This is a genomic window from Streptomyces sp. AHU1, from assembly GCF_045343905.1.
GTDB lineage: Bacteria > Actinomycetota > Actinomycetes > Streptomycetales > Streptomycetaceae > Streptomyces > Streptomyces triticiradicis.
Map to the genome: position 1 here is coordinate 6,208,323 of NZ_CP174283.1, position 23,575 is coordinate 6,231,897.

Genomic DNA, 23,575 nt, shown 5'->3' on the forward strand with positions numbered 1-23,575 from the left:
CCGTCAGGCCGTCGCCGTCCGTGCCCGCCGTACGAGACGTATGTACCGGTCCCAGTCCCAGTACCGTCCGGGATCCGTGTGGTCCGTGCCCGGGACCTCGACGTGTCCGACGATGTGCTCGCGGTCCACGGGGATGCCGTACCGCCCGCATATCCCGGCCGTCAGCCGCGCCGAGGCCTCGTACATCGCGTCCGTGAACGACGAGGGGCGGTCGACGAAACCCTCGTGCTCGATGCCGACGCTGCGTTCGTTGTACGAGCGGTTGCCCGCGTGGAACGCCACGTCCAGCTCGCGGATCATCTGCGTGACATGACCGTCCCTGCGGACCACGTAGTGGGCGGCCGCTCCGTGCTTCGGGTCCTGGAAGACCTTCACCGCGCTCGCGAAGCTGCCCTGGGTGACGTGGACGACCACGCGGTCGATCGTGTAGTCGTCGGGGCGGTCGGCCCGCCGCCAGTTCGCCGTCGAGGCCTCCACCCACTGCGCGCCCCGGAAGTCCACCGCCCCCGCGACGCGCGGCTTCTCCACACCGGGCAGCCGCCACCACAGGTGCGACAGCTCCTCACGGGCGAGCCCGGCCGCGCCCACGGCGGCCGCCAGACCGCCGACGATCAGCACCCGGCGGCCGACCGGCCTGTCGCCGTCCCCGGCTCCCGCTCCCCGGCTCAGCGGCCCGCCGGACTTCCCCTTTTTCGCCCCCATGCGATCTTCAACGGATACTCGCGGGTCCCGGTTCCCGCGGCCCCGTACCCTGGAGGGGTTATGACTGACACCTCGCAGCGCCCCCTCCGCGTCCTCGCCGCCATGTCGGGCGGAGTGGACTCCGCCGTAGCCGCCGCCCGTGCCGCCGAGGCCGGGCACGACGTGACGGGTGTGCACCTCGCCCTCTCGGCGAACCCGCAGTCGTTCAGGACCGGCGCGCGCGGCTGCTGCACCATCGAGGACTCGCGCGACGCCCGCCGGGCCGCCGACGTCATCGGCATCCCGTTCTACGTCTGGGACCTCGCCGAGCGCTTCCGCGAGGACGTCGTCGAGGACTTCATCGCCGAGTACGAGGCCGGCCGCACCCCGAACCCGTGCCTGCGCTGCAACGAGAAGATCAAGTTCGCCGCCCTGCTGGACAAGGCGCTCGCGCTCGGCTTCGACGCGGTCTGCACCGGCCACTACGCGCAGGTGATCGTCCGGGAGGACGGCACGCGCGAGCTGCACCGGGCCTCCGACATGGCCAAGGACCAGTCGTACGTCCTCGGCGTCCTGGACGACCGCCAGCTCGCCCACGCGCTGTTCCCGCTCGGCGACACGGTCACCACCAAGGACGAGATCCGCGCCGAGGCCGAGCGCCGGGGCCTGGCCGTCGCCAAGAAGCCGGACTCGCACGACATCTGCTTCATCGCCGACGGCGACACCCAGGGCTTCCTCGCGAGCAGGCTCGGCAAGGCCGAGGGCGACATCGTCGACGAGTCCGGAGCCACGATCGGCACCCACGAGGGCGCGTACGGCTTCACGATCGGCCAGCGCAAGGGGCTGCGCATCGGCACCCCGGCCGCCGACGGCAAGCCCCGCTACGTCCTCGACATCTCACCGGTGAACAACACGGTCACGGTCGGCCCGGCCGCCTCCCTGGACGTGTCCGCGCTGACCGCGATCAAGCCCCGCTGGTGCGGCGCCGCCCCGGAGGGCCCCGGCACCTACACCGCCCAGCTGCGCGCCCACGGCGGCGAGACCGAGGTGAACGCGCGGCTGGCCGACGGCGAGTTGCTCGTCACCTTCACCGAGCCGGTCCGCGGCGTCGCCCCCGGCCAGGCGATCGTCCTGTACGACGGCACCCGCGTGGTGGGCTCGGCGACGATCGCGACGACCACGCGCGCGACGGCGGACGTCTAGCCCGGCCGGGTCCGCGGGGCCTCGGTCAGGGTCTCCGGTCCGGGGCTCCGTCTAACCGTCCGTGCCGAACCAACCGTCCGTGCCGAACTGACCGTCCGTGCCGAACTGACCGTCCGTGCCGAACTGACCGTCCGTGCCGAACTGACCGTCCGTGCCGAACTGACCGTCCGTGCCGAACTGACCGTCCGTGCCGAACTGACCGTCCGTGCCGAACTAATCGTCCGTGCCGAAGAACTCCGCCAGCACCGGCGCGAGCGCCCCGGGATCCACCATGTGGGTCTGCCCCTCCAGCGTGCGGTACGAGCCGTTCGGCGCCGCCTCCGCGATGCCCCGCGCCGCCTCGCGCATCCACGAGGGGCTCGCGTCACCGGCGACCGACAGCAGGGGCACGGAGAGCGCGGCCAGCCGTTCGCGGGGCATCCGGCCCCCGCCCATCGCGGCGTCGTCGTACGCCAGGGTCGGCGCGATGGCCTCCATGCCGGGCCAGGCGTGGGACATGCGCACCCCGGCGATCATCTCCGGGGGCGTGCCCACGTGGGTCAGGAACAGCTCCACCGCGTCACCGTGCCGGTCCTGGCCGAGCAGTTCCGTCAGCCGCTCGGTGTACTCCGCCCGCTGCTTGCCCGCGACCTCGTCGACGGCGAACGGCGTCTCGTAGACGGCGACCTCGCGGACGGGCAGTCCGCTCATGGCCGCCTCCAGGGCCAGCGCGCCGCCCGACGAGATGCCGTAGAGCGCCGCGCCGCCCCCGAAGGCGTCGATCAGCGCCGCGATGTCCTCGACCTCCCGGGCCACCGCGAAGGGAGCGGTGTCCCCGCTGCCTCCGCGGCCCCGCCGGTCGTAGGTGACGGCGCCGAAGCGGTCGGAGAGGGCCTCGGCGAGGGGCGCGAGCGTGGCGCCCGTGCACATGGCTCCGCCGACCAGGACGACCGTCGGGCCGTCACCGTGGCGTTCGTACGCGATGGGGGTCCCGTCGCGGGAGATGGTCTTCTTGTCCATGTCTGTAGAGACTGCCGGGCGAGCGGGAACTCATCGCGTCACCACGCCCGCGTCCGCCCGGAACTCAGGACACGTCGACCTCGTAGAAGCACAGGTGGTCCTTGATCCCGGCGACATCGGGCTTCGGGTCCGGATAGGCCCACACGAGATCGGCCGCGCCGGGACGTGACCAGTAGGACGCGGTGCCCTTGAACGGGCAGTACGTGTGGGTGTCGGAGGGCGTCAGCAGGTCCAGACGGACGTCCTCGGGCGGGAGGTAGTAGCGCACCGGACAGCCCGTCTCGCGCAGCACCAGGGGGCGGTCGCTCTCCGCCAGGACCTGGCCGTCGTGCGTGACGCGGACGTGCCGCGTGCCCTGCTCGATGGTGATCGTGTGTCCTTCAGCCATGTACGGAAAGCGCTCGCGGGCCCCGATTCGTTCCCGCGTACGGTGAGGGCATGAACATCTGCGTCTTCCTCTCCGCCGCCGACCTCGACGACCGCTACACGCGCCCCGCCCGGGAGTTCGCCGAACTCCTCGGAAAGGGCGGCCACACGCTCGTGTGGGGCGGCTCCGACGTCGGACTGATGAAGGTGGTCGCCGACGGGGTGCAGGAGGCGGGCGGACGGCTGGTCGGCGTCTCCGTGGACTTCCTGGCCGACAGGGCCCGTCCGGGCGCCGACGAGATGGTCGTCGCCCGGGACCTGGCCGAGCGCAAGGCGCTGCTCCTGGCGAAGGCCGACGCGGTGGTCGTCATGGTCGGCGGCACCGGCACCCTCGACGAGGCGACCGAGATCCTGGAGCTGAAGAAGCACGGGAAGACCGAGAAGCCGGTGGTCCTGCTCAACACGGCCGGCTTCTACGACGGGCTCAAGGAGCAGTTCCGGCGGATGGACGCCGAGGGCTTCCTGCCGCGCCCGCTCACCGACCTGGTGTTCTTCGCCGAGGAGCCGGTGGGCGCGCTGGCCTATCTGGAGGAGAGCGTCGGCATCCGCTGAGGAGCCGGCCTCCCGTCCGGGGCCGGGGGCCGGGACCGGGGTCGGGGTCGGGGGTCGGGACCGGGGACGGGCGCACCCGCCCGGCCCGGGCCCGTGCCCACCGGGGTGTCCGCACGCGGTTCGAGTCCGGCCCCCGGTGATGCGAGCATGGCGTCCATGCCTACACATGTGATCACCGGGGCCGGTTCCGGCATCGGCGCGGCCGTCGCCCGCCGTCTGCACGCGCGCGGGGACGAACTCGTGCTCCACGCGCGCGACGCCGGCCGCGCGAAGGACCTGGCCGCCGCGTTCCCCGGGGCGAGGACCCTGGTGGGCGACCTGGCGGACCCCGACAAGCTCTCCTGGGCGTTCTCGCACCAGACGCTCCCCGGCCGCGTCGACTCCCTGCTGCACATCGCGGGCGTGGTCGACCTCGGTCCGGTCGGCGAACTGACCCCGAAGTCCTGGCGCCACCAGCTCAACGTCAACCTGATCGCCCCCGCCGAGCTGACCCGCCACTTCCTGCCCCAGCTCCGCCTCGCCCAGGGCCACGTGGTCTTCGTGAACTCCGGCGCCGGTCTGAACGCCCACGCCGACTGGTCCGCCTACGCCGCCTCCAAGCACGGGCTGAAGGCCCTCGCCGACTCCCTGCGCCACGAGGAGCACGCGGCCGGGGTCCGGGTGACGTCCGTCTACCCCGGCCGCACGGCGAGCCCCATGCAGGCCAAGGTGCACCAGCAGGAGGGCAAGGAGTACGACGCCTCGAGGTGGATCGACCCGGAGTCGGTGGCCACGACGATCGTGATGGCGCTCGACCTGCCCCGGGACGCCGAGGTCAATGACCTGACGGTGCGCCCGGGAGGCTGATCCGCCCCCCGGATTCCGTAGGCTTCCGGGGTGAGTGAAAACAGCGAGTTCAGGTTCGGCGCCGCCACCGGGGTCGGGTCCATGCCGGGCGGTGACGCGCGGGAGGCCGCCAAGACCGTCACCGGTTCCTTCGAGGACTTCCCCTTCCTCGCCGAACTGCCCGCGCGCGGGCCCGGGGCGGACATGATCGGCCGGACCGCGGGCATGCTCGTCGAGCTGTACGCGCGCGTGGAGCCCAGCGGCTGGCGCTTCGGGGACCGGCCCGGCCGGGACACCAAGAGGGCCAGGTCGTGGCTGGGGGAGGACCTCGACGCCCTGGAGGAGTTCACCCAGGGGTACGAGGGCCCCCTCAAGGTGCAGGCCGTCGGTCCCTGGACCCTGGCCGCCGCGCTGGAGCTGAGGAACGGCGAGTCCGCCCTCTCCGACCCGGGCGCCTGCCGCGACTTGGCGGGATCGCTCGCCGAGGGGCTGCGCCTGCACCTCGACGAGGTCCGGCGGCGGGTCCCGGGGGCCGAGGTCGTCCTGCAGCTCGACGAGCCCTCCCTGGTCGCCGTGCTCCGCGGCCGGGTGCCCACCGCCAGCGGCTACCGCACCCACCGCGCGGTGGACCGTCAGATCGCCGAGGCCACGCTCCGGGACGTCGTCGGGGTGAACGCGGGCGGTCCCGTCGTGGTCCACAGCTGCGCGCCGGACGTCCCCTTCGCCCTGCTGCGCCGGGCGGGCGCGGCGGCCGTCTCGTTCGACTTCTCCCTTCTCACCGAACGTGACGACGACGTGATCGGGGAGGCGGTCGAAGGCGGTACCCGTCTGTTCGCCGGTGTCGTCCCCGGCGTGGACGTCCCATTGTCGGACCCTGCCGGTAGCGTCATGGGTGTCAGGACGCTGTGGCGCAGGCTGGGGCTGCGGCCGGGTCTGCTCGCGGAGGCGGTCACGCTCACTCCGTCGTGCGGACTCGCGGGGGCCTCCCCGGACTTCGCGCGCAGGGCGCTGGCCCACTGCGTCCGGGCGGCGAGATCCCTCGCGGACAACCCAGAGTAACGGGAGGACACAACGGTGGCCGGCGAAATGCACGCAGAGCCCACATCGGTACCCGCCGAGGCACGGGAGCGGCACGCGCAGCTCGCCGAGCAGATCGAGGAGCACCGCTTCCGGTACTACGTGAAGGACGCCCCGGTCGTCTCCGACGCGGAGTTCGACACGCTGCTGCGGTCCCTGGAGGCGCTGGAGGAGGAGTACTCCGAGCTGCGGACGCCGGACTCGCCGACCCAGAAGGTCGCGGGGGCGTACGCCACGGAGTTCACCTCCGTGCAGCACCGGCAGCGCATGCTGTCGCTCGACAACGCCTTCACCGACCTGGAACTGGCCGCGTGGGCCGAGCGCGTGGCCAAGGACGTGGGCGCCTCGGAGCACCACTTCCTGTGCGAGCTGAAGGTCGACGGCCTCGCCGTCAACCTCACGTACGAGCGCGGCCGTCTCACCCGCGCGGCGACCCGCGGCGACGGCCGCGCGGGCGAGGACATCACGCCCAACGTCCGTACGATCGCGGAGATCCCGGACCGACTGACGGGTGATCACGTCCCCGACCTCGTGGAGATCCGCGGCGAGGTCTACTTCCCGATGGAGAAGTTCGAGGAGCTCAACGCCCGGCTGGTGGAGGCGGGTGACAAGCCCTTCGCCAACCCCCGCAACGCGGCGGCCGGTTCGCTGCGCCAGAAGGACCCGCGCGTCACCGCGTCCCGGCCGCTCCACATGGTCGTCCACGGCATCGGGGCCCTTGAGGGGTTCGAGGGGCTCGGGCGGCTCTCCGAGGCGTACAGCCTGCTGAACTCCTGGGGACTGCCCACCACGCGGTACGCCAAGGTGGTCGACGGCCTCGACGGCGTACGGGAGTTCATCACGTACTACGGGGAGAACCGCCACTCCGTGGAGCACGAGATCGACGGGGTCGTCGTCAAGCTCGACGAGATCCCCCTCCAGGGCCGGCTCGGCTCCACCGCGCGCGCACCCCGCTGGGCGATCGCCTGGAAGTACGCGCCCGAGGAGGTCAACACCAAGCTCGTCAACATCCGTGTCGGCGTGGGCCGTACGGGCCGGGTCACTCCGTACGCGCAGGTCGAACCGGTCACGGTCGCGGGCTCCGAGGTCGAGTTCGCCACCCTGCACAACCAGGACGTGGTGAAGGCCAAGGGCGTGCTCATCGGGGACACGGTGGTGCTGCGCAAGGCCGGTGACGTCATCCCCGAGATCCTCGGACCGGTCGCCGACCTGCGCGACGGCAGCGAGCGGGAGTTCGTGATGCCGGCCGAGTGCCCCGAGTGCGGTACGGCGCTGCGGCCCATGAAGGAGGGCGACGTGGACCTGCGCTGCCCCAACGCGCGTGCCTGCCCGGCCCAGTTGCGCGAGCGGCTCTTCTACCTCGCGGGCCGCAAGGCGCTGGACATCGAGCACTTCGGTTACGTCGCCGCGGCGGCCCTCACCAAGCCGCTGGAGCCGTCCGAGCCGCCGCTGACGGACGAGAGCGACCTCTTCGACCTCACCATCGAGCGGCTGCTGCCCATCAAGGCGTACGTCCTCGACCAGGACAGCGGTCTGCCCAAGCGCGATCCGAAGACCGGCGAGGAGAAGATCGCCACGGTCTTCGCCAACCAGCAGGGCGAGCCGAAGAAGAACGCGCTTGCCATGCTGGAGAACATCGCGGCCGCCAAGGAGCGCCCGCTCGCGCGCGTGCTCACCGGCCTGTCGATCCGTCACGTCGGGCCGGTCGCGGCCGAGGCGCTGGCCCGGGAGTTCCGTTCCGTGGAGCGCATCGAGGCGGCCACCGAGGAGGAGCTCGCCACCACCGAGGGGGTCGGGCCGATCATCGCCGCCTCGCTCAAGGAGTGGTTCGCCGAGGACTGGCACCGCGAGATCATCCGCAAGTGGAAGGCGGCCGGCGTCCGGATGGAGGACGAGGGCGCGGGCGAGGACGAGGGACCCCGTCCGCTCGAAGGCCTCACCGTCGTGGTCACGGGCACGCTCGAACACCACACGCGGGACGGGGCGAAGGAGGAGCTGCAGAGCCGTGGAGCAAAGGTGACCGGTTCTGTTTCGAAGAAGACATCTTTCGTTGTAGTGGGTGACAATCCCGGCTCGAAGTATGAAAAGGCGATGCAGTTGAAGGTTCCGGTCCTGAACGAGGAGGGCTTCTCCGTCCTGCTCGGGCAGGGGCCGGACGCGGCGGCGGAAGTCGCGCTTCCGATCGAGGAGTAGCGGTTGAAGACCACCCGTTCGGCGCATATCGGCGGCATACGGGTGGCTGGGTCGTAAACGGGCAACCGTCGACGACCGCTGCCCGTGGAAGCCTTCCGCGGCCTACTGTTGACGTGTGCGCCCGCCGTGTCCGGCCTCGGTCGGCGCATCCCCCGCTCACCACGAGCCCGGGGGAAGGGTTTTCCGACGCGGCACCGTAGGCAGTCGTCGCCGGCAACGGATCGCGTGGCGTGGGCACCGCCGGCAGTGAGAGGGACGGGAATGGAACCGACCGAGAGCGCCGCTCCCGACTCACGGCTGCGCCTGCGCCGGACGACCGGCGCGTGGCTGACGGGCCTGCGGACGGGACGGCCGTCGGAGCGCCCCGTCCGGAGCGGTCCCGGCGCCGCCCGGCCCGCCGCTCCCGGCGTCCCCGGCGCTCTCACCGCCGAGCGCGGCACCGGCCTGCCCGGCCAGGACCCCGAACGCCACATGTCCTGGCCGGCGCTGCCGTCGGCGGTCGTGGCCACCGCCGCGTTCGTCCTGGGCGCGGGCTTCTACCGGGCGTTCAGCGGTCATCACGCGCTCTTCCCGTGCGGCACCGTCGGCTGGTCGCTGGCGCTGCTGACCGGGGTCATCGTCGGCCACCTGGTCGCCCTCGGCCGCGCCCGCTGGTGGGGCGGAACCGGTTCCGGCGCGGCCCTCACCCTCGCGGTCCTGCTGCTCTACGGCTGGGTCCCCGCCGGGATGGTCAGCCTCACCGTCGTCGTCCTGGTGGGCACGGCCCGCCGCAACCGCTGGCGCCAGGGCGTCCTGCACGGGGCCGTCGACATCCTCGGCATCGGGGCCGGAGCCCTGGTCCTCGCGTCGTTCGGGCGGTTCCCGAGCGTCGAGGCCCCCTGGGACCCCGGCACCTGGACGTTCTACGCGGCCCCCCAGGTGGTGCTGGTCGCCGGCGCCTACCTCGCCGTCACCCGCGCCCTGCTCTGGTACCTGAACACGCCGGGCGGCGGCCTGCCCACCGTCGCCCGTACGGCTCTGGTCAGACAGGGACTCGTCGCCGTGGCGCTGCTCGGCATCGCGCCGCTGATCTGCGTCGTCGCGACGGCCCAGCCGATGCTGCTGCCGCTGTTCTCGATCCCGCTGATCGCCCTGGACTCCACCCTGTGGATAGCCCGCGCGCGGGCCGAGGAGCAGCTGCGCGACCCGCTGACCGGGCTGCCGAACCGTCAGTGGCTGCTGGAGCGCACCTGGACGGCACTGGACGACGCCGAGCGCATCGGCGCCCGCTCCGCCCTGATGCTCATCGACCTGGACCGCTTCCGTTCGGTGAACGACACGCTGGGACATCTCGCCGGTGACCGGCTGCTCCTCCAGATAGCCGAGAGGCTGCGGCTCGCACTGCCGCGCGGGGCGGAGGCCGCGCGGCTCGGCGGTGACGAGTTCGCCGTCTTACTGCCGGTCGCGGACTCCACCACGTCGGCCACGCGGGTCGCCCGCAACCTGGTCGCCGCCCTCGGCTCGCCGCTCGACCTGGACGGACTCACCCTCGTCCTGGAGGCCAGCGCCGGGCTCGCCGTCTTCCCCGACCACGCGCTCGACGCGGAGGGGCTGCTGCGCCGGGCGGACATCGCGATGTACCAGGCGAAGCGGGACCGCACGGGCGTGGAGGTCTACGAGTCCAAGCGGGACTCCAACACCCCCGACCGGCTGGGCCTGCTCGGTGACCTGCGCCGGGCCCTGGACACCGGCGACGTCGAACTGCACTACCAGCCCAAGGTCCGCTTCGACGGACAGGTGGCCGGACTGGAGGCCCTGGTCCGCTGGGTGCACCCCGAGCGCGGCAAGGTGCCGCCGGACGAGTTCATCGCCATCGCCGAGTCGTCCGGGCTGATGCCCCACCTCACCGAGTACGTCCTGGAGACGGCCCTCGGACAGGTCGCGCGCTGGCGGGCGCAGGGGCTGTACGTGCCGGTCGCGGTGAACGTCTCGCCGCGCGACGTCCACACACCGGGGTTCGCCGGGGCCGTGGCCGCCCGTCTGGCCCGGCACGGAGTCCCCGCGGGAGCGCTCCAACTGGAGATAACGGAGCACGTGCTCCTGGAGGACCCGCAGCGTGCCGCCGACACCCTCGCGGCTCTCACCGGGCACGGCGTGAAGATGTCGCTGGACGACTTCGGTACCGGTTACTCCTCCCTGGTCCATCTGCGCCGGCTCCCGGTCAGCGAGCTGAAGATCGACCGTTCGTTCGTCGCACGGCTCGCCGTGGACGCGGAGGACGCCGAGATCGTGCGCTGCACCGTCGACCTCGCCCATTCCCTGGGGCTCCTCGTCGTGGCGGAGGGCGTCGAGGACGACGAGACGTGGGAGCGGCTGCGGGACCTGGGCTGCGACGCCGTCCAGGGGTGGCTGGTCGCCGCGGCGATGCCGCCCGACGAGGCGACGGCGTGGCTGCTCGCCCGGGGTGCCCGGGGCTGGCAGCGGCCGCGCGCCGCGTTGCCTGCAGCGGAGTAACACCCCCGGCCTCCGGCCGGACGTTCCCCGCCCACGCACCACCCGTTCACCGTCACCCGACAGGCGGGGCTCTCCCGTTCCGGCGTCCCGCCGTCGGCGGCGGGCATGCCGCCGACGGCGGGACGGGGAAGCGGGCGAGTCCGGGTTGTCGGCTGGGGGTGAACGGGTGGTGCGTGGGCGGGGAACGTCCGGCCGGAGGCCGGTGAGGCGTGGCCCCCGGCAAACCCGGGCGCGGGCATCGGCCCGGGGCCCATAGGATTGGGCCAAAACACACGCACTCACCCCCAGAGGATCGCTGCATGCCTGGCATCACGCGCGAGGAGGTCGCCCACCTCGCACGGCTGGCGCGTCTGGAGCTGAAGGGCGAAGAGCTCGACCACTTCGCAGGCCAGCTGGACGACATCATCGGCGCGGTCGCCCGCGTCAGCGAGGTCGCCGACCAAGACGTACCGCCGACCTCTCATCCGCTGCCGCTGACGAACGTCATGCGCGTGGACGAGGTCCGTCCGTCGCTCACCCCCGAGCAGGCGCTCTCCGGCGCCCCGGCCCAGGAGCAGCAGCGTTTCAAGGTGCCGCAGATCCTGGGGGAGGACTAATCACCATGACGGACACCAACGTCAACATCATCAAGCTCACCGCGGCCGAGATCGCCGAGAAGATCGCGGCCGGCGAGCTGACCGCCGTCGAGGTCACCGAGGCGCACCTCGCCCGGATCGAGGCCGTCGACGAGAAGGTGCACGCCTTCCTGCACGTCGACCGTGAGGGCGCCCTCGCCCAGGCGCGCGCCGTGGACGCCAAGCGGGAGGCCGGCGAGAAGCTCGGTCCGCTCGCCGGCGTGCCGCTCGCGCTCAAGGACATCTTCACCACCGAGGGCATCCCGACCACCGTCGGCTCGAAGATCCTCGAAGGCTGGATCCCGCCGTACGACGCGACGCTCACCAAGCGGCTCAAGGCCGCCGACGTCGTCATCCTCGGCAAGACCAACATGGACGAGTTCGCCATGGGGTCCTCCACCGAGAACAGCGCGTACGGCCCGACCGGCAACCCCTGGGACCTCACCCGGATCCCCGGCGGCTCCGGCGGCGGCTCCTCCGCGGCCCTCGCCTCCTACCAGGCGCCCCTGGCCATCGGCACCGACACCGGCGGTTCCATCCGCCAGCCGGCCGCCGTCACCGGCACGGTCGGCGTCAAGCCGACGTACGGCGCGGTCTCCCGCTTCGGCATGGTGGCGTTCTCCAGCTCCCTCGACCAGGGCGGACCCTGCGCCCGCACGGTCCTGGACGCGGCCCTGCTCCACGAGGTCATCGCCGGGCACGACCCGCTCGACTCGACCTCCATCGACGCCCCGGTCCCGCCGGTCGTCGAGGCCGCCCGCAACGGCAGCGTCTCCGGCATGCGCGTCGGCGTCGTCAAGCAGTTCCGCGGCGAGGGCTACCAGGCCGGTGTCATCCAGCGCTTCGACGAGTCCGTCGAACTGCTGAAGAGCCTCGGTGCCGAGATCGTCGAGCTGGACTGCCCGTCCTTCGACCTGGCGCTCTCCGCGTACTACCTGATCGCGCCGTCCGAGTGTTCGAGCAACCTCGCCCGCTTCGACGGTCTGCGCTACGGCCTGCGGACGGGTGACGACGGCACGCGCTCCGCCGAGGACGTCACCGCCCTCACCCGTGAGGCCGGCTTCGGCCCCGAGGTCAAGCGCCGCGTCATGCTCGGCACGTACGCGCTCAGCTCCGGCTACTACGACGCGTACTACGGCAGCGCCCAGAAGGTCCGTACGCTCATCTCGCGCGACTTCGACAAGGCGTTCGAGCAGGTCGACGTGATCGTCTCCCCGACCACGCCCACCACCGCCTTCCCGATCGGCGAGCGCGCCGACGACCCGATGGCGATGTACCTCGCGGACCTGTGCACCATTCCGACCAACCTGGCCGGCAACTCCGCCATGTCGCTGCCCTGCGGTCTCGCCCCGGAGGACAACCTCCCGGTCGGCCTGCAGATCATCGCTCCGGCCCTCAAGGACGACCGCCTCTACAAGGTGGGCGCCGCCGTCGAGGCCGCCTTCGTGGAAAAGTGGGGGCACCCGTTGCTTGAGGAGGCTCCGTCGCTGTGAGCAAGGCAATGTCCAAGGCCAAGGGCTTCAAGAAGTCCAAGTCCGGCACGTATCTGTCCATGGCGGGCACGGCGTTCGGTGCCATCGGTGTCGCCAAGCAGGTCAAGAAGGCCCGCAAGGAGAACGACACGCTGCGCCTCATCGACGCGGCCCTGTCCGCCGCCGCCATCGTCACCGGTCTCGCCATCCTCTACCGGGAGCTCAAGCGCCTGGGTGACGACGACGTCCTGCTGGGCTGAGAGGGAAGTTTTCACCGTGACCACCACGACCGACCTGGTGTCGTACGAGGACGCGCTGGCGTCGTACGACCCCGTCATGGGCCTCGAAGTCCATGTCGAACTCGGCACCAAGACGAAGATGTTCTGCGGCTGCTCGACCGAGCTGGGCGCCGAGCCCAACTCGCAGACCTGCCCGACCTGCCTCGGCATGCCCGGCGCCCTCCCGGTCGTCAACGCGACCGGTGTGGAGTCCGCCATCAAGATCGGCCTCGCGCTGCACTGCGAGATCGCCGAGTGGTGCCGCTTCGCCCGGAAGAACTACTTCTATCCGGACATGCCGAAGAACTTCCAGACCTCCCAGTACGACGAGCCGATCGCCTTCAACGGCTATCTGGACGTCCAGCTGGAGGACGGCGAGGTCTTCCGGGTGCAGATCGAGCGCGCCCACATGGAGGAGGACACCGGCAAGTCGACGCACGTCGGCGGTGCCACCGGCCGCATCCACGGCGCCTCGCACTCCCTGCTCGACTACAACCGCGCGGGCATCCCCCTCATCGAGATCGTCACCAAGCCGATCGAGGGCGCGGGCGAGCGGGCCCCCGAGGTCGCCAAGGCGTACGTCGCCGAACTGCGCGAACTCATCCGGGCGCTCGGTGTGTCGGAAGCCCGCATGGAGATGGGGCAGATGCGCTGCGACGTGAACCTCTCGCTGCGCCCGCACGGGCGTGAGAAGTTCGGCACGCGCTCCGAGACGAAGAACGTCAACTCCCTGCGTTCCGTGGAGCGTGCCGCCCGCTTCGAGATCATGCGCCACGCCGCGGTGCTGAACTCCGGCGGCACGATCATCCAGGAGACCCGCCACTTCCACGAGGACACCGGGTCCACGACCTCGGGCCGCGTGAAGGAGGAGGCGGAGGACTACCGGTACTTCCCGGAGCCCGACCTCGTTCCCGTCGCCCCGTCCCGCGAGTGGGTCGAGGAGCTGCGTGCCGGACTGCCCGAGCAGCCGCTGGCCCGCCGCAACCGGCTGCGCGAGGAGTGGGACGTCAACGCCCACGACATGCAGTCGATGCTCAACGCCGGTGCCATCGACTCGATCGTCGCGACGATCGAGGCCGGCGCCGACTCCGCCTCCGCCCGCAAGTGGTGGATGGGTGAGCTGGCCCGCAGCGCCAACGAGTCGGGCACGGCCCTGGAGGACCTGCCGATCACCCCGGCGCAGGTCGCCCGGGTGTCCGCGCTGGTCTCCGCCGGTGATCTGAACGACAAGCTGGCCCGTCAGGTCATCGAGGGCGTCCTCGCCGGCGAGGGCACCCCGGACGAGGTCGTCGAGAAGCGCGGTCTGAAGGTCGTCTCGGACGAGGGCGCGCTGACCGCCGCCGTCGACGAGGCCATCGCCGGGAACGCGGGCATCGCCGACAAGATCCGTGGCGGCAAGGTCCAGGCCGTCGGCGCGCTCGTCGGCGCGGTCATGAAGGCCACCCGCGGCCAGGCCGACGCGGCTCGCGTCAAGGAGCTCATCCTGGAGAAGCTGGGCGTCACCGAAGGCTGACGTCAGGGTTTTCCCACATCCCGGGGGTGCGTCGCTCGCGACGCACCCCCGGGGTCTGTGTCGGCGTGCTCAGGTCAACGCGCTACGCTCCCGCGCCATGAGTGGAAGCACCGACTCCGAGACGTACGACCGCACGACGCAGGACCGTGAGACGCGTGACACCGGGGGCCGGGCCCCGGAGATCCAGGCCCCGGAAGCCCGGGACCGGCACGAGCGGGACGAGCGGGACCGGCAGGACCAGGAAGAGCGCGGCCGGGACCGCGAGGACCAGGACTCCGACGGCCAGGAGTCCGACGGCCGGGACCGCGAGGACCGGGACGCGGGCGATCCGGGGCGCGACGAGGACCACGACCCGGCGGATCCGGACGGCGAGGAGCCCGACGAGGGCCAGGACGAGGCCGAGAACGAGGACGAGGACGAGGAGCTCGACGAGGACCCGGAGGCGCGTCGGGCGCGCTGGACCGCGGTCGCCACGGGAGTCCTGCTGACCGTCGCGGGGCTCGCCGCGTCGGTGATGCGCGCGGGCTCGGGCACCGCGCTCATACCCCTCTCCTACGCCTCCGGGGCCGTCCTGTGCGCCGGGGCGTCCGTGCTCGGGGCCAGGGGCCGCACCCGGCGGGCGCTGTGGCTGATGATCGTCGGCGTGATGGTCATGGCTGTGGGTGACCAGCTGGACTGAGCTGTGACCTGCGAGGTGACACGCGCCACGCGCGCATGCTGTGACATCGGTCGCAGTCCTGTGAGTAACCCCACGAATGGGGCAAAGGATCATTTCAGGCTGCAAGAGTGATGGCGCATTAGTCATGTGTTCTTTGCGGGCAGTTCCCGATAAAGATCCACAAAACCCCCGGGGAGCTCGCTCGTGGCAGCCCTTGCACGGTGGTGCGTCCAGCATCGCCTCGTCGCCGTTCTGCTCTGGCTTCTGGCCTTCGGCGGTGTGACCGCCGCCGCCGCCGTGACGGGTTCCGCGTACTCCAACGACTACGAGGTCCCCGGCACCGAATCGGGCCGCGCGACGCAGCTCCTGAACAGCGGCTTCCCCGGGCTCGGCGGCGACAGCGACGCCGTCGTCTGGCACACGGACTCGGGCACGGTGCGCTCCGCCGGCGTCGAACAGTCCATGACCCGGACCCTGGACAAGATCGAGAAGCTCCCCGGAGTGGCCTCGGTCGACAGCCCGTACGCGCACCAGGGATCGGGACGGATCAGCCAGGACGGCCGGACGGCGTACGCGACCGTCACCTTCGCCGACCGGGCCGAGAACCTCGACAAGGGTGAGGTCCAGGCCGTCGTCGACACCGCGAAGACCGCCGAGGCCGAGGGGCTCGACGTCGAGCTGGGCGGCACCGCCATCGCCCTCACCAAGCCGTCCGGCGGGCACACGGCCGAGATCGTCGGCGTGGCCGTCGCCGCCGTGGTCCTCTTCCTCGCCTTCGGCTCCCTCGCCGCCTCCATGCTGCCCATCGCCACCGCCCTGGTCGGCGTCGGCACGGCGTACTTCGGCATCGTCCTCCTCGGACACGCCATGACCGTCGCCGACTTCGCCCCCATGCTCGGCATGCTGGTGGGCCTCGGCGTCGGCATCGACTACGCGCTGTTCATCGTGACCAGGCACCGGCGCGGCCTCAAGCGCGGACTTCCGGTGGCCGAGGCGGCGCAGAACGCCGTCGCCACCACCGGACGCGCGGTCGTCTTCGCGGGCGCCACCGTCTGCATCGCCCTGCTGGGCATGCTCATCCTGCGGCTCAACTTCCTCAACGGCGTGGCGATCGCCGCCTCCCTGACCGTCGTCCTCACCGTCGCGGCCTCCGTGACCCTGCTGCCCGCGCTGCTCTCCTTCATCGGGCCGCGCGCGCTCAGCCGCCGCGAGCGGCGGCGGCTGCAGGAGCACGGGCCCGAGCCGGAGGTGGCCACCGGGTTCGCCGCCCGCTGGTCCGCCTTCGTGGAGCGCCACCCCAAGCTGCTCGGCGCCGTGGCCGTCGTCGTGATGGCCGTGCTCGCCCTCCCCACGCTCTCCCTCCACCTGGGCACCTCCGACCAGGGCAACGACCCGAGGACGACGACCACCCGGCAGGCGTACGACCTGATCTCGGAGGGCTTCGGTCCCGGCGTGAACGGGCCCCTGACCCTCGTCACCAAGGTCGGCGGCGCGGAGGACAGGCTCGCCCTGGACAACCTGGACGCCACGCTGCGGGGCACCGAGGGTGTCGCCTCGGCGACCCCGGTGACCTACAACGGCGCCGGTGACACGGCCTTCCTCACCGTCGTCCCGACCTCCGCGCCCCAGTCCCAGAAGACCAGCGACCTCGTCGACCGGCTGCGCACCGACGTCCTGCCGCGCGCCGAGTCGGGCACCGGCCTCGACGTACAGGTCGGCGGTGTGACGGCGAGCTACGACGACTTCGCGGACGTCATCGTCGGCAAGCTCCCGCTCTTCGTCGGAGTCGTGATCAGCCTCGGCTGCGTCCTGCTGCTGCTCGCCTTCCGTTCGATCGGCATCCCCCTCAAGGCCGCGGCCATGAACATCGCCGCCGTCGCCGCCGCCTTCGGAGTCGTCGTCGCGATCTTCCAGTGGGGCTGGGGGAGCGAGCTGCTCGGTCTCGGCCGCGCGGGCCCGATCGAGCCGTTCCTGCCCGTGATCATGGTGTCGGTGCTCTTCGGGCTCTCCATGGACTACCAGGTCTTCCTGGTCAGCCGGATGTACGAGGAGTGGCTGGAGACCGGTGACAACCGGCGCGCCGTGCGGGTCGGCCTCGCCGAGACCAGCCGGGTGATCAACTCCGCCGCCGTCATCATGATCTCGGTCTTCCTCGCCTTCGTGCTCAGCGGCGACCGCGTCATCGCGATGTTCGGCATCGCGCTGGCCTCCGCCGTCGCCCTGGACGCCTTCGTCCTGCGCACGCTGCTCGTCCCCGCCCTCATGCACATGCTCGGCAGCGCCAACTGGTGGCTGCCGCGCGCCCTCGACAAGAGGCTGCCGCGCATCAGCATCGAACCGCCGGAGTGCCGTGCCGCGCATGAGAGGCTGGCCGAGGCCACGGACGCCGAGGCGGCGGACGTACTGGGCCGTGCGGCGGCGGGCACCGGGCCGAGGGACGCCGAGCCCGAGGCCGCCGAGGTGACCGAGGCCGGAGGGACGGACGTGACGACGAAGGAGCGGTGACCGGATGTACGCGATATCCCTGGGCGAGGACGGCGCGGAGCTGCGGCCCCTGGAGCCCTGGCACGCCGAGGAGTTCCTCGCGCACCTGGACCGCGGGCGCGAGTTCATCGGGCAGTTCATCGCCTTCGGCTCCGGGTCCACGGACGTGGCATCCGCGCGGGCGCAGCTCCAGCGGTACGCCGACATGCGCGCCGCCGACACCGGGTTCCTGCACGGCCTGTGGCTGGACGGGAAGCTCGTGGGCGGCGTGCTCGCCGTACGGTTCGACGCCGACCAGGGCAACTGCGAGGTCGGCTGCTGGCTGGAACCCGCCGCCTCCGGACGCGGCCTGGTCACCCGCGCGATGCGGATCCTCATCGACCACGCGGTCGAGGAGCGCGGGATCCACCGCGTCGAGTGGGTCGCCGCGGCGGGCAACGTCCCGAGCCTGAACGTGGCCCGGCGGCTCGGGATGAGCCGGGACGGCGTGCTCCGGCAGAAGCACCCCCACCACGGGGTCCGGCACGACCTGGAGGTGTGGTCCGTGCTCGCGCCCGAGTGGCGTGCCGCACGCGCGGACAGCGCTCCCGCGGATCATTAAGGAAGCTCTCAGACATCGTCCGTACGGTGCCCGCATGGGAACCAGGACAGTTGACGAGGCCGGGGCCGAGACCGGCACCGGGGCGAAGCGCGACGAGCAGGCGGTGGACGTCACCGGGACCGGCGCGGCCGGAGCGCCCGAGGACGAGGGGACCGGGGCCGAGGCCCCGGCCGACGCCGCGGAGCGGGACGGGACCGACGAGGACCTCGCCGCCGCCGAGGACTCCGGAACGGGACGGGACGGCGGTGTCGGCCAGGGTGTCGCCGCCGTGGTGTCCGCCGCGCTCGGCCTGGTGTCGCTGACCGGGAGCTGGGTCGCCACCGTCGCGGCCGCCCGCGAGACCCTGATCGGCCAGCTCCGCACCTCGTCCACCGCGAGCGTGGCCACGCAGGTCAAGGAGGTCTACGGCGACGCCTGGGCGACCACCGCGCTCGTCGGCGGACTCTTCGCGCTGGCCGCGCTGATCACCGGCGTCCTCGTGCTGGTCCGGCCCGCGTTCGGCGCCCCCGGCAGGCCGCAGGCCGCCTGGATCAAGTCCGTCGCCTGGGCGGGCGTGTCGCTCGGCGTCCTCGGACTGGTGCTCGCGGTCGCCAAGTACTCCGACGTCCTCCTCGGCCTGCCCTCCGCGAGCTGAGTCCCGCCGGCCGGCACCACCGACCGACCGGCATATCTGAGGGGCCTTAGGGCCGGCACGGGAGACCGGCCGCCGCCCTAAGGCCCTTCGCGTTCCCAAGATGCGGAACTCTCCCGATGTGGCGCACCCCCCTGGGAGACGAAGGTTGAGGCATCGCGAACGAGCGAGACCGAAACCGACTCTTCACCAGGGGACACGAGATGTTCGAGTACGAGCTCCAGCAGATCCGGTCCGCGGAACTGATCCGTGAGGCCCAGAACCACCGGCTCGCCAAGGAGGCCGCGAGCGTCCGCCGGGCCGCCCGCCGCGCCGCCGCCTTCCGGTCCGCGCACGACGGCACCGACGAGCGGGCCCATAGGAACCGTCTCCGCCGGAACTGGTTCGCCCGCGCCGTATGAGCGCTGGGACGCCCGCGGACGGCCGTGCGGCATCAGGCCGTCCGCGGGACGTGCGGGACGACGGTCGTACGGGAGGCGGTCGTACGGGGGTCGGCCGCCTCCCGCTCGCCGACGGCCGGCCGGCGCACGCGGCACTGACCGCCGTCCCGGCGCCCGCCGCCCCGCCGGCGGACCCCTGTGCCATGCTCGGGCCCGTGGAGACCAGATCCGTCAGCCCGGTGTTCGTCGGACGCGCCGACGAGCTGGGGGTGCTGAACGACGCGCTCTCCCGCGCCGCCGCGGGAGAGCCGCAGGCGTTGCTGCTCGGCGGTGAGGCCGGCGTCGGCAAGACCCGCTTCCTGGAGGAGTTCTCCGCCTCCGCCACCCGCGAGGGCGCCGTCGTCGCCTGCGGCGGCTGCGTCGAGATCGGGGCCGACGGCCTCCCCTTCGCACCGTTCTCCACCGCCCTGCGCGCCCTGCGCCGCACCCTGCCCGACGAGCTCGCCGCCGCGGCCGCGGGCCAGGAGGAGGAACTCGCCCGCCTGCTCCCCGAACTCGCGCGGACGACCCGGGGACGGCAGTACGAGGAGGACGGCGTGGCCCGCCTCTTCGAGCTGACCGCCCGCCTTCTGGAACGGGTCGCCGAGGACCGCACGGTCGTCGTCGTCCTCGAGGACCTGCACTGGGCCGACGCCTCCACCCGCCATCTGCTCGCCTACCTCTTCCGTACGCTGCGCAGCGGCCGCCTCGTCGTGATCGCCACCTACCGCGCCGACGACATCCACCGCCGCCATCCCCTGCGCCCCCTGCTCGCCGAGCTCGACCGCCTCCGCACGGTCCGGCGCATCGAGCTGGGCCGCCTCGACCGGGCCGAGGTCGGCCGCCAGATCGCCGGGATCCTCGCCCGCGAACCCGACACCGCCCAGGCCGACGAGATCTTCGCCCGCTCCGACGGCAACGCGTTCTTCGTCGAGGAACTCGCCGTGGCCGCCCGCGAAGGCTGTCCCACCGGGCTCACGGACACCCTGCGCGACCTGCTCCTCGTCCGCGTCGAAGGTCTGCCCGAGAGCGCCCAGCGGGTCGCCCGGATCGTCGCCGAGGGCGGCAGCACCGTCGAGTACCCCCTGCTCGCCGCCGTGGCGCGGCTCGCCGAGGACGACCTCATCGAGGCCCTGCGCGCCTGCGTCGGCGCCAGCATCCTGATCGCCTCGCCGGGCGGCGACGGCTACCGCTTCCGTCACTCCCTGGTCCGCGAGGCCGTCAGCGACGACCTGCTGCCCGGCGAGCGCTCCCGCTTCAACCGCCGCTACGCCGAGGCCCTGGAGGCCGCCCCGGCGCTCGTGCCGGCCGACGAGCGCGTCACCCGCCTGGCCAGCTACTGGTACCACGCCCACGACGCCGCCAAAGCCCTGCCCGTCGTCCTCGACGCCTCCGTCGAAGCCCGCCGCCGGCACGCCCACGCCGAGCAACTGCGGCTCCTGGAGCGGGCGATGGAGCTGTGGGAGGCGGTCCCCGACACCGTACGGGCCGAACTGCGCCCCATCGACTACGTGGAGGCCTATCCGCCCCCACTGCCCGAAGGGCACGGGGAGATCCCGGACGGCCGTGACGTCGCGACCGCGCCCCTGAGTTACCTCGACCTGATGGCGGAGGCGGCCGTCGCCGGCCGGCTGTGCGGGGAACGCGAACGCGCCCTGAAGACGACCAGGCGGGCGCTGCACCTCCTGGAGGACGAGGACGACCCGCTGCGCGCCGCCTGGTTCTGGATCCAGCGCTCCCGGCTCGTCCAGGCACAGGTCCGCGGCGACGGCTGGAAGGAACTCGCCACCGCCCAGGACCTGGTGCGCGGTCTGCCCCCCTCCCGGGTGCACGCCGAGGTCCTGTCCATGGTCGCCTCCTGGTGCATGGTGCACCAGCCGGGCCACAGCGCCCTCTCCGCGGCCGAACGCGCCGTGGAGTACGCGCACATGGTGGGGGCCCGGGACACCGAGCTGAACGCCCGGCTCACCCTCGGCGGCCTGATGGTCGACGCGGGGGACATCGAGGCCGGGCTCGCCGAGATGTACCGGGTCAGGGAGCGGGCGGAACAGCAGGGCGCCGCCTACGTCATGGGCCGTCTGCACGTCAACCTGCCCTCCCATCTGGAGTCCGTCGGCCGCTCCCGCGAGGCCGTCGCCCTCCTGCGCGAGGGCGTCGAACTCGCCTGCCGCAACGGCCTGCTGGACACCCAGGCCTGGATCTGGGGCAACCTCTCCGAATCGCTGTACGCACTCGGCCGGTGGGACGAGGCCGCCGAGGCCGCGCGCGACGCCCTCGCCGTCGGACTCGACGGCAAGGCCTCCGGCGTGGGCGCCTCCCGTCTCGTGCCCGTGGCCCTGGCCCGCGGCGACCTCGCCGAGGCCGGACGCCAACTGGCCGCCGCGCGCGGCCACTTCGGCACCCATGACCCGATGCCCCAGCACTCCCTGCCGCTGCTGTGCGCCACCATCGGCATCGCCGCGGGCGAGGGCCGCCTCCTCGACGCCCGTACCGCCCTGGAGGAGGCGCTGGCCGCGGGTTTCCCGCCCGGCACCCAGCGCTACGCCTGGCCGCTGCTGCTGGCCGCCGTCACCGCGGAGACCGACGCCCGCCGTCCGCCCGGCGCCGATCCCGGCCGCACCCCGGCCCTGGAACGCGTCCGCGCGGCCGCGCGGACCCTGGCCACCGGAGCGCCCGTCTGGGTCGCTCACGCCGCATGGGTGCGCGCCGAACTCCGGCGGGCCGACGGAGCGAGCACCCCGGACCAGTGGTCCGAGGTGGTCGAGGCCCTCGAACCCCTGGAGCGCCCCTACGACCTCGCCCGGGTCCGCCTCCGCCTCGCCGAGTCCCTGCTGGTCACGGGCGCGGACGACGAGGAGCGCGCCCGCGCCGCGGAACTCCTCCGGCTGTCCGGCGCCGCCGCCGGACACCTCGGCGCCCGCCCCCTCGCCGACGCCGTCGCCCTGCTCGCCCGGCGCGCCCGCATCACCCCGGAGCCCGTCCCCGGAGGGGCCCGGACCGCTCCCGCCGACCCCGTGGCCGCGCTCGGACTCACCGGCCGCGAGCGCGATGTCCTGCGCCTGGTCGCCGCCGGCCGCAGCAACCGCCAGATCGCCGAGGAACTCTTCATCTCCCCGAAGACGGCCAGCGTCCACGTCTCGAACATCCTGGCCAAGCTGGACGTCTCGGGACGGGGGGAGGCCGCGGCGCTGGCCCACAGGCTGCGGCTCTTCCCGCCGGACGCCCCCGGCACCCCGGCCGTCCGGGCGGCCGGCTGAGGAGCGGCCCGGGGACGTCCTACCCGACCTCCAGCTCCAGAAGCCGGTCGTCGCCCTTCACGGGGGTGCCGCGGCCGTCGGTCTCGCTCGTGGTCAGCCAGAGCTTGTCGCCGCCCGCGGAGACGACCGTGCGCAGGCGCCCGTACTCGCCCTTCAGGAAGGCCTCGGGGGCCGCGGACGCCTCGACGCCGTTCAACGGGACGCGCCACAGGCGCTGACCCCTGAGGGCCGCCATCCATACGGACCCCTCGGCGTAGGCGATCCCGCTCGGGGAGGCCTCGTCGGTGTGCCAACGGGCCACCGGATCGTGGTACTTCGGGTCGTGGCCGACGCCTTCCACCACCGGCCAGCCGTAGTTGTCGCCCGGCTTGATCTGGTTCAGTTCGTCCCAGGTGTCCTGGCCGAACTCCGAGGCCCACAGCCGCTGTCTGCCGTCCCAGGCGAGACCCTGGACGTTGCGGTGCCCGTACGAGTACACGACCGAGTCGGGGAACGGATTGCCCGGCGCGGGCTCGCCCTCCGGCGTCATGCGCAGGATCTTCCCGCCGAGCGACTCCTTGTCCTGGGCCAGGCCCCGGTCACCCGTCTCGCCCGTGCCCGCGTACAGCATCCTGTCCGGGCCGAAGGCGATCCGGCCGCCGTTGTGGATCACGCCCTTGGGGATGCCCTTGAAGACCGTGTCCGGTGCGCCCAGCTGTTCGCCGGACGGCTTCCGCTCGTCGTACAGCATGCGGACGATGCGGTTGTCGGAGGCCGTCGTCAGATACGCGTAGACCATGTGATCGGAGGCGTAGTCGGGCGAGAGCGCGATGCCCAGGAGACCGCCCTCGCCGGCCGGGGACACCCCGGGGACCTCGCCCAGCAGCGTCTTCCCGCCGGTCTTCTCGTCGATCCGGGTGATGGTGCCCTTGTCCCGCGAGGACACCAGCAGGCCGCTCCCGGGCAGCGGTGCCAGGCCCCAGGGGGTGTCGAGACCCTCGGTGACGGTGCGCAGGACCTTCACCGAACCCTTCGCGGGCGGCGTCTCCTCGGGGGCGGCGCTCCCGGCGGGCGCCGAGTGCGACGAAGTGCTCCCGGTGCCCGCGGACGCGCCCGTGCCGGCCGGCCCCGGCCGGCCGCCGGAGGAACAGCCGGCCGTCACCAGGAGCGCGGTCGTGGTCAGCGCGACCGTCACTGCTCGAACCTGCACCATGAGTGTC

The 23,575-nt window shown here is 72.5% G+C and carries 20 protein-coding genes; 16 read left to right on the forward strand and 4 right to left on the reverse strand.

Features of this window, described 5'->3' with window-relative positions:
• Positions 1-3: 3 nt before the first annotated feature.
• Positions 4-702: an N-acetylmuramoyl-L-alanine amidase gene (locus ACICHK_RS27770; RefSeq protein ID WP_406838997.1), complete on the reverse strand. Its 699-nt coding sequence runs from the start codon at positions 700-702 to the stop codon at positions 4-6.
• Positions 703-762: 60 nt separating this feature from the next.
• On the opposite strand from ACICHK_RS27770, the gene mnmA reads away from it, so the two are divergent.
• Entirely contained in the window at positions 763-1,884 is a 1,122-nt protein-coding gene (mnmA, locus tag ACICHK_RS27775) for a tRNA 2-thiouridine(34) synthase MnmA (RefSeq protein WP_406838998.1), read from the forward strand.
• A gap of 213 nt (positions 1,885-2,097) precedes the next feature.
• Here mnmA and ACICHK_RS27780 read toward each other — a convergent pair whose 3' ends face one another.
• Complete coding sequence (locus ACICHK_RS27780) at positions 2,098-2,883, reverse strand: alpha/beta fold hydrolase (RefSeq protein WP_406838999.1); 786 nt, start codon at positions 2,881-2,883, stop codon at positions 2,098-2,100.
• 64 nt (positions 2,884-2,947) lie between these two features.
• Positions 2,948-3,271, reverse strand: coding sequence for a DUF427 domain-containing protein (locus ACICHK_RS27785; protein ID WP_151472066.1), 324 nt, complete (start codon positions 3,269-3,271; stop codon positions 2,948-2,950).
• Between the two features lie 50 nt (positions 3,272-3,321).
• Between ACICHK_RS27785 and ACICHK_RS27790 the strand changes: the two genes are divergently transcribed.
• From ACICHK_RS27790 to ACICHK_RS27860, 15 genes are all read left to right on the forward strand, one after another.
• Positions 3,322-3,861: a TIGR00730 family Rossman fold protein gene (locus ACICHK_RS27790; protein ID WP_037622611.1), complete on the forward strand. Its 540-nt coding sequence runs from the start codon at positions 3,322-3,324 to the stop codon at positions 3,859-3,861.
• 147 nt (positions 3,862-4,008) lie between these two features.
• Complete coding sequence (locus ACICHK_RS27795) at positions 4,009-4,707, forward strand: SDR family oxidoreductase (protein ID WP_406839000.1); 699 nt, start codon at positions 4,009-4,011, stop codon at positions 4,705-4,707.
• Between the two features lie 30 nt (positions 4,708-4,737).
• Positions 4,738-5,745 (forward strand): methionine synthase, encoded by a 1,008-nt coding sequence (locus tag ACICHK_RS27800; RefSeq protein WP_192582595.1) that lies wholly within the window; start codon positions 4,738-4,740, stop codon positions 5,743-5,745.
• Between the two features lie 15 nt (positions 5,746-5,760).
• Positions 5,761-7,956: an NAD-dependent DNA ligase LigA gene (gene ligA / locus ACICHK_RS27805; RefSeq protein WP_406839001.1), complete on the forward strand. Its 2,196-nt coding sequence runs from the start codon at positions 5,761-5,763 to the stop codon at positions 7,954-7,956.
• A 261-nt stretch (positions 7,957-8,217) separates the two neighbouring features.
• Entirely contained in the window at positions 8,218-10,449 is a 2,232-nt protein-coding gene (locus tag ACICHK_RS27810) for a putative bifunctional diguanylate cyclase/phosphodiesterase (protein ID WP_406839002.1), read from the forward strand.
• A 299-nt stretch (positions 10,450-10,748) separates the two neighbouring features.
• A complete protein-coding gene (gene gatC, locus ACICHK_RS27815) occupies positions 10,749-11,045 on the forward strand; it encodes an Asp-tRNA(Asn)/Glu-tRNA(Gln) amidotransferase subunit GatC (protein WP_037622623.1) in 297 nt (98 codons plus the stop codon).
• Between the two features lie 5 nt (positions 11,046-11,050).
• A complete protein-coding gene (gatA, locus tag ACICHK_RS27820; RefSeq protein ID WP_151472071.1) occupies positions 11,051-12,556 on the forward strand; it encodes an Asp-tRNA(Asn)/Glu-tRNA(Gln) amidotransferase subunit GatA in 1,506 nt (501 codons plus the stop codon).
• A gap of 8 nt (positions 12,557-12,564) precedes the next feature.
• A complete protein-coding gene (locus ACICHK_RS27825; protein WP_103550499.1) occupies positions 12,565-12,795 on the forward strand; it encodes a hypothetical protein in 231 nt (76 codons plus the stop codon).
• 16 nt (positions 12,796-12,811) lie between these two features.
• Entirely contained in the window at positions 12,812-14,326 is a 1,515-nt protein-coding gene (gene gatB, locus ACICHK_RS27830; protein WP_151472072.1) for an Asp-tRNA(Asn)/Glu-tRNA(Gln) amidotransferase subunit GatB, read from the forward strand.
• 97 nt (positions 14,327-14,423) lie between these two features.
• Complete coding sequence (locus tag ACICHK_RS27835; protein WP_406839003.1) at positions 14,424-15,005, forward strand: hypothetical protein; 582 nt, start codon at positions 14,424-14,426, stop codon at positions 15,003-15,005.
• A gap of 183 nt (positions 15,006-15,188) precedes the next feature.
• Positions 15,189-17,489, forward strand: coding sequence for an MMPL family transporter (locus tag ACICHK_RS27840; RefSeq protein WP_406839004.1), 2,301 nt, complete (start codon positions 15,189-15,191; stop codon positions 17,487-17,489).
• Positions 17,490-17,493: 4 nt separating this feature from the next.
• Positions 17,494-18,069 carry a GNAT family N-acetyltransferase gene (locus tag ACICHK_RS27845; RefSeq protein ID WP_406839005.1) on the forward strand — a complete coding sequence of 192 codons (576 nt, stop codon included), beginning with the start codon at positions 17,494-17,496 and terminating at the stop codon, positions 18,067-18,069.
• Positions 18,070-18,103: 34 nt separating this feature from the next.
• Positions 18,104-18,703 (forward strand): hypothetical protein, encoded by a 600-nt coding sequence (locus ACICHK_RS27850; protein WP_406839006.1) that lies wholly within the window; start codon positions 18,104-18,106, stop codon positions 18,701-18,703.
• Between the two features lie 200 nt (positions 18,704-18,903).
• Positions 18,904-19,101, forward strand: coding sequence for a hypothetical protein (locus ACICHK_RS27855; protein ID WP_151472076.1), 198 nt, complete (start codon positions 18,904-18,906; stop codon positions 19,099-19,101).
• Between the two features lie 182 nt (positions 19,102-19,283).
• Positions 19,284-22,376, forward strand: coding sequence for an AAA family ATPase (locus ACICHK_RS27860; protein WP_406839007.1), 3,093 nt, complete (start codon positions 19,284-19,286; stop codon positions 22,374-22,376).
• A gap of 19 nt (positions 22,377-22,395) precedes the next feature.
• Here ACICHK_RS27860 and ACICHK_RS27865 read toward each other — a convergent pair whose 3' ends face one another.
• Complete coding sequence (locus ACICHK_RS27865; protein WP_225860740.1) at positions 22,396-23,568, reverse strand: sorbosone dehydrogenase family protein; 1,173 nt, start codon at positions 23,566-23,568, stop codon at positions 22,396-22,398.
• Positions 23,569-23,575: the final 7 nt, after the last annotated feature.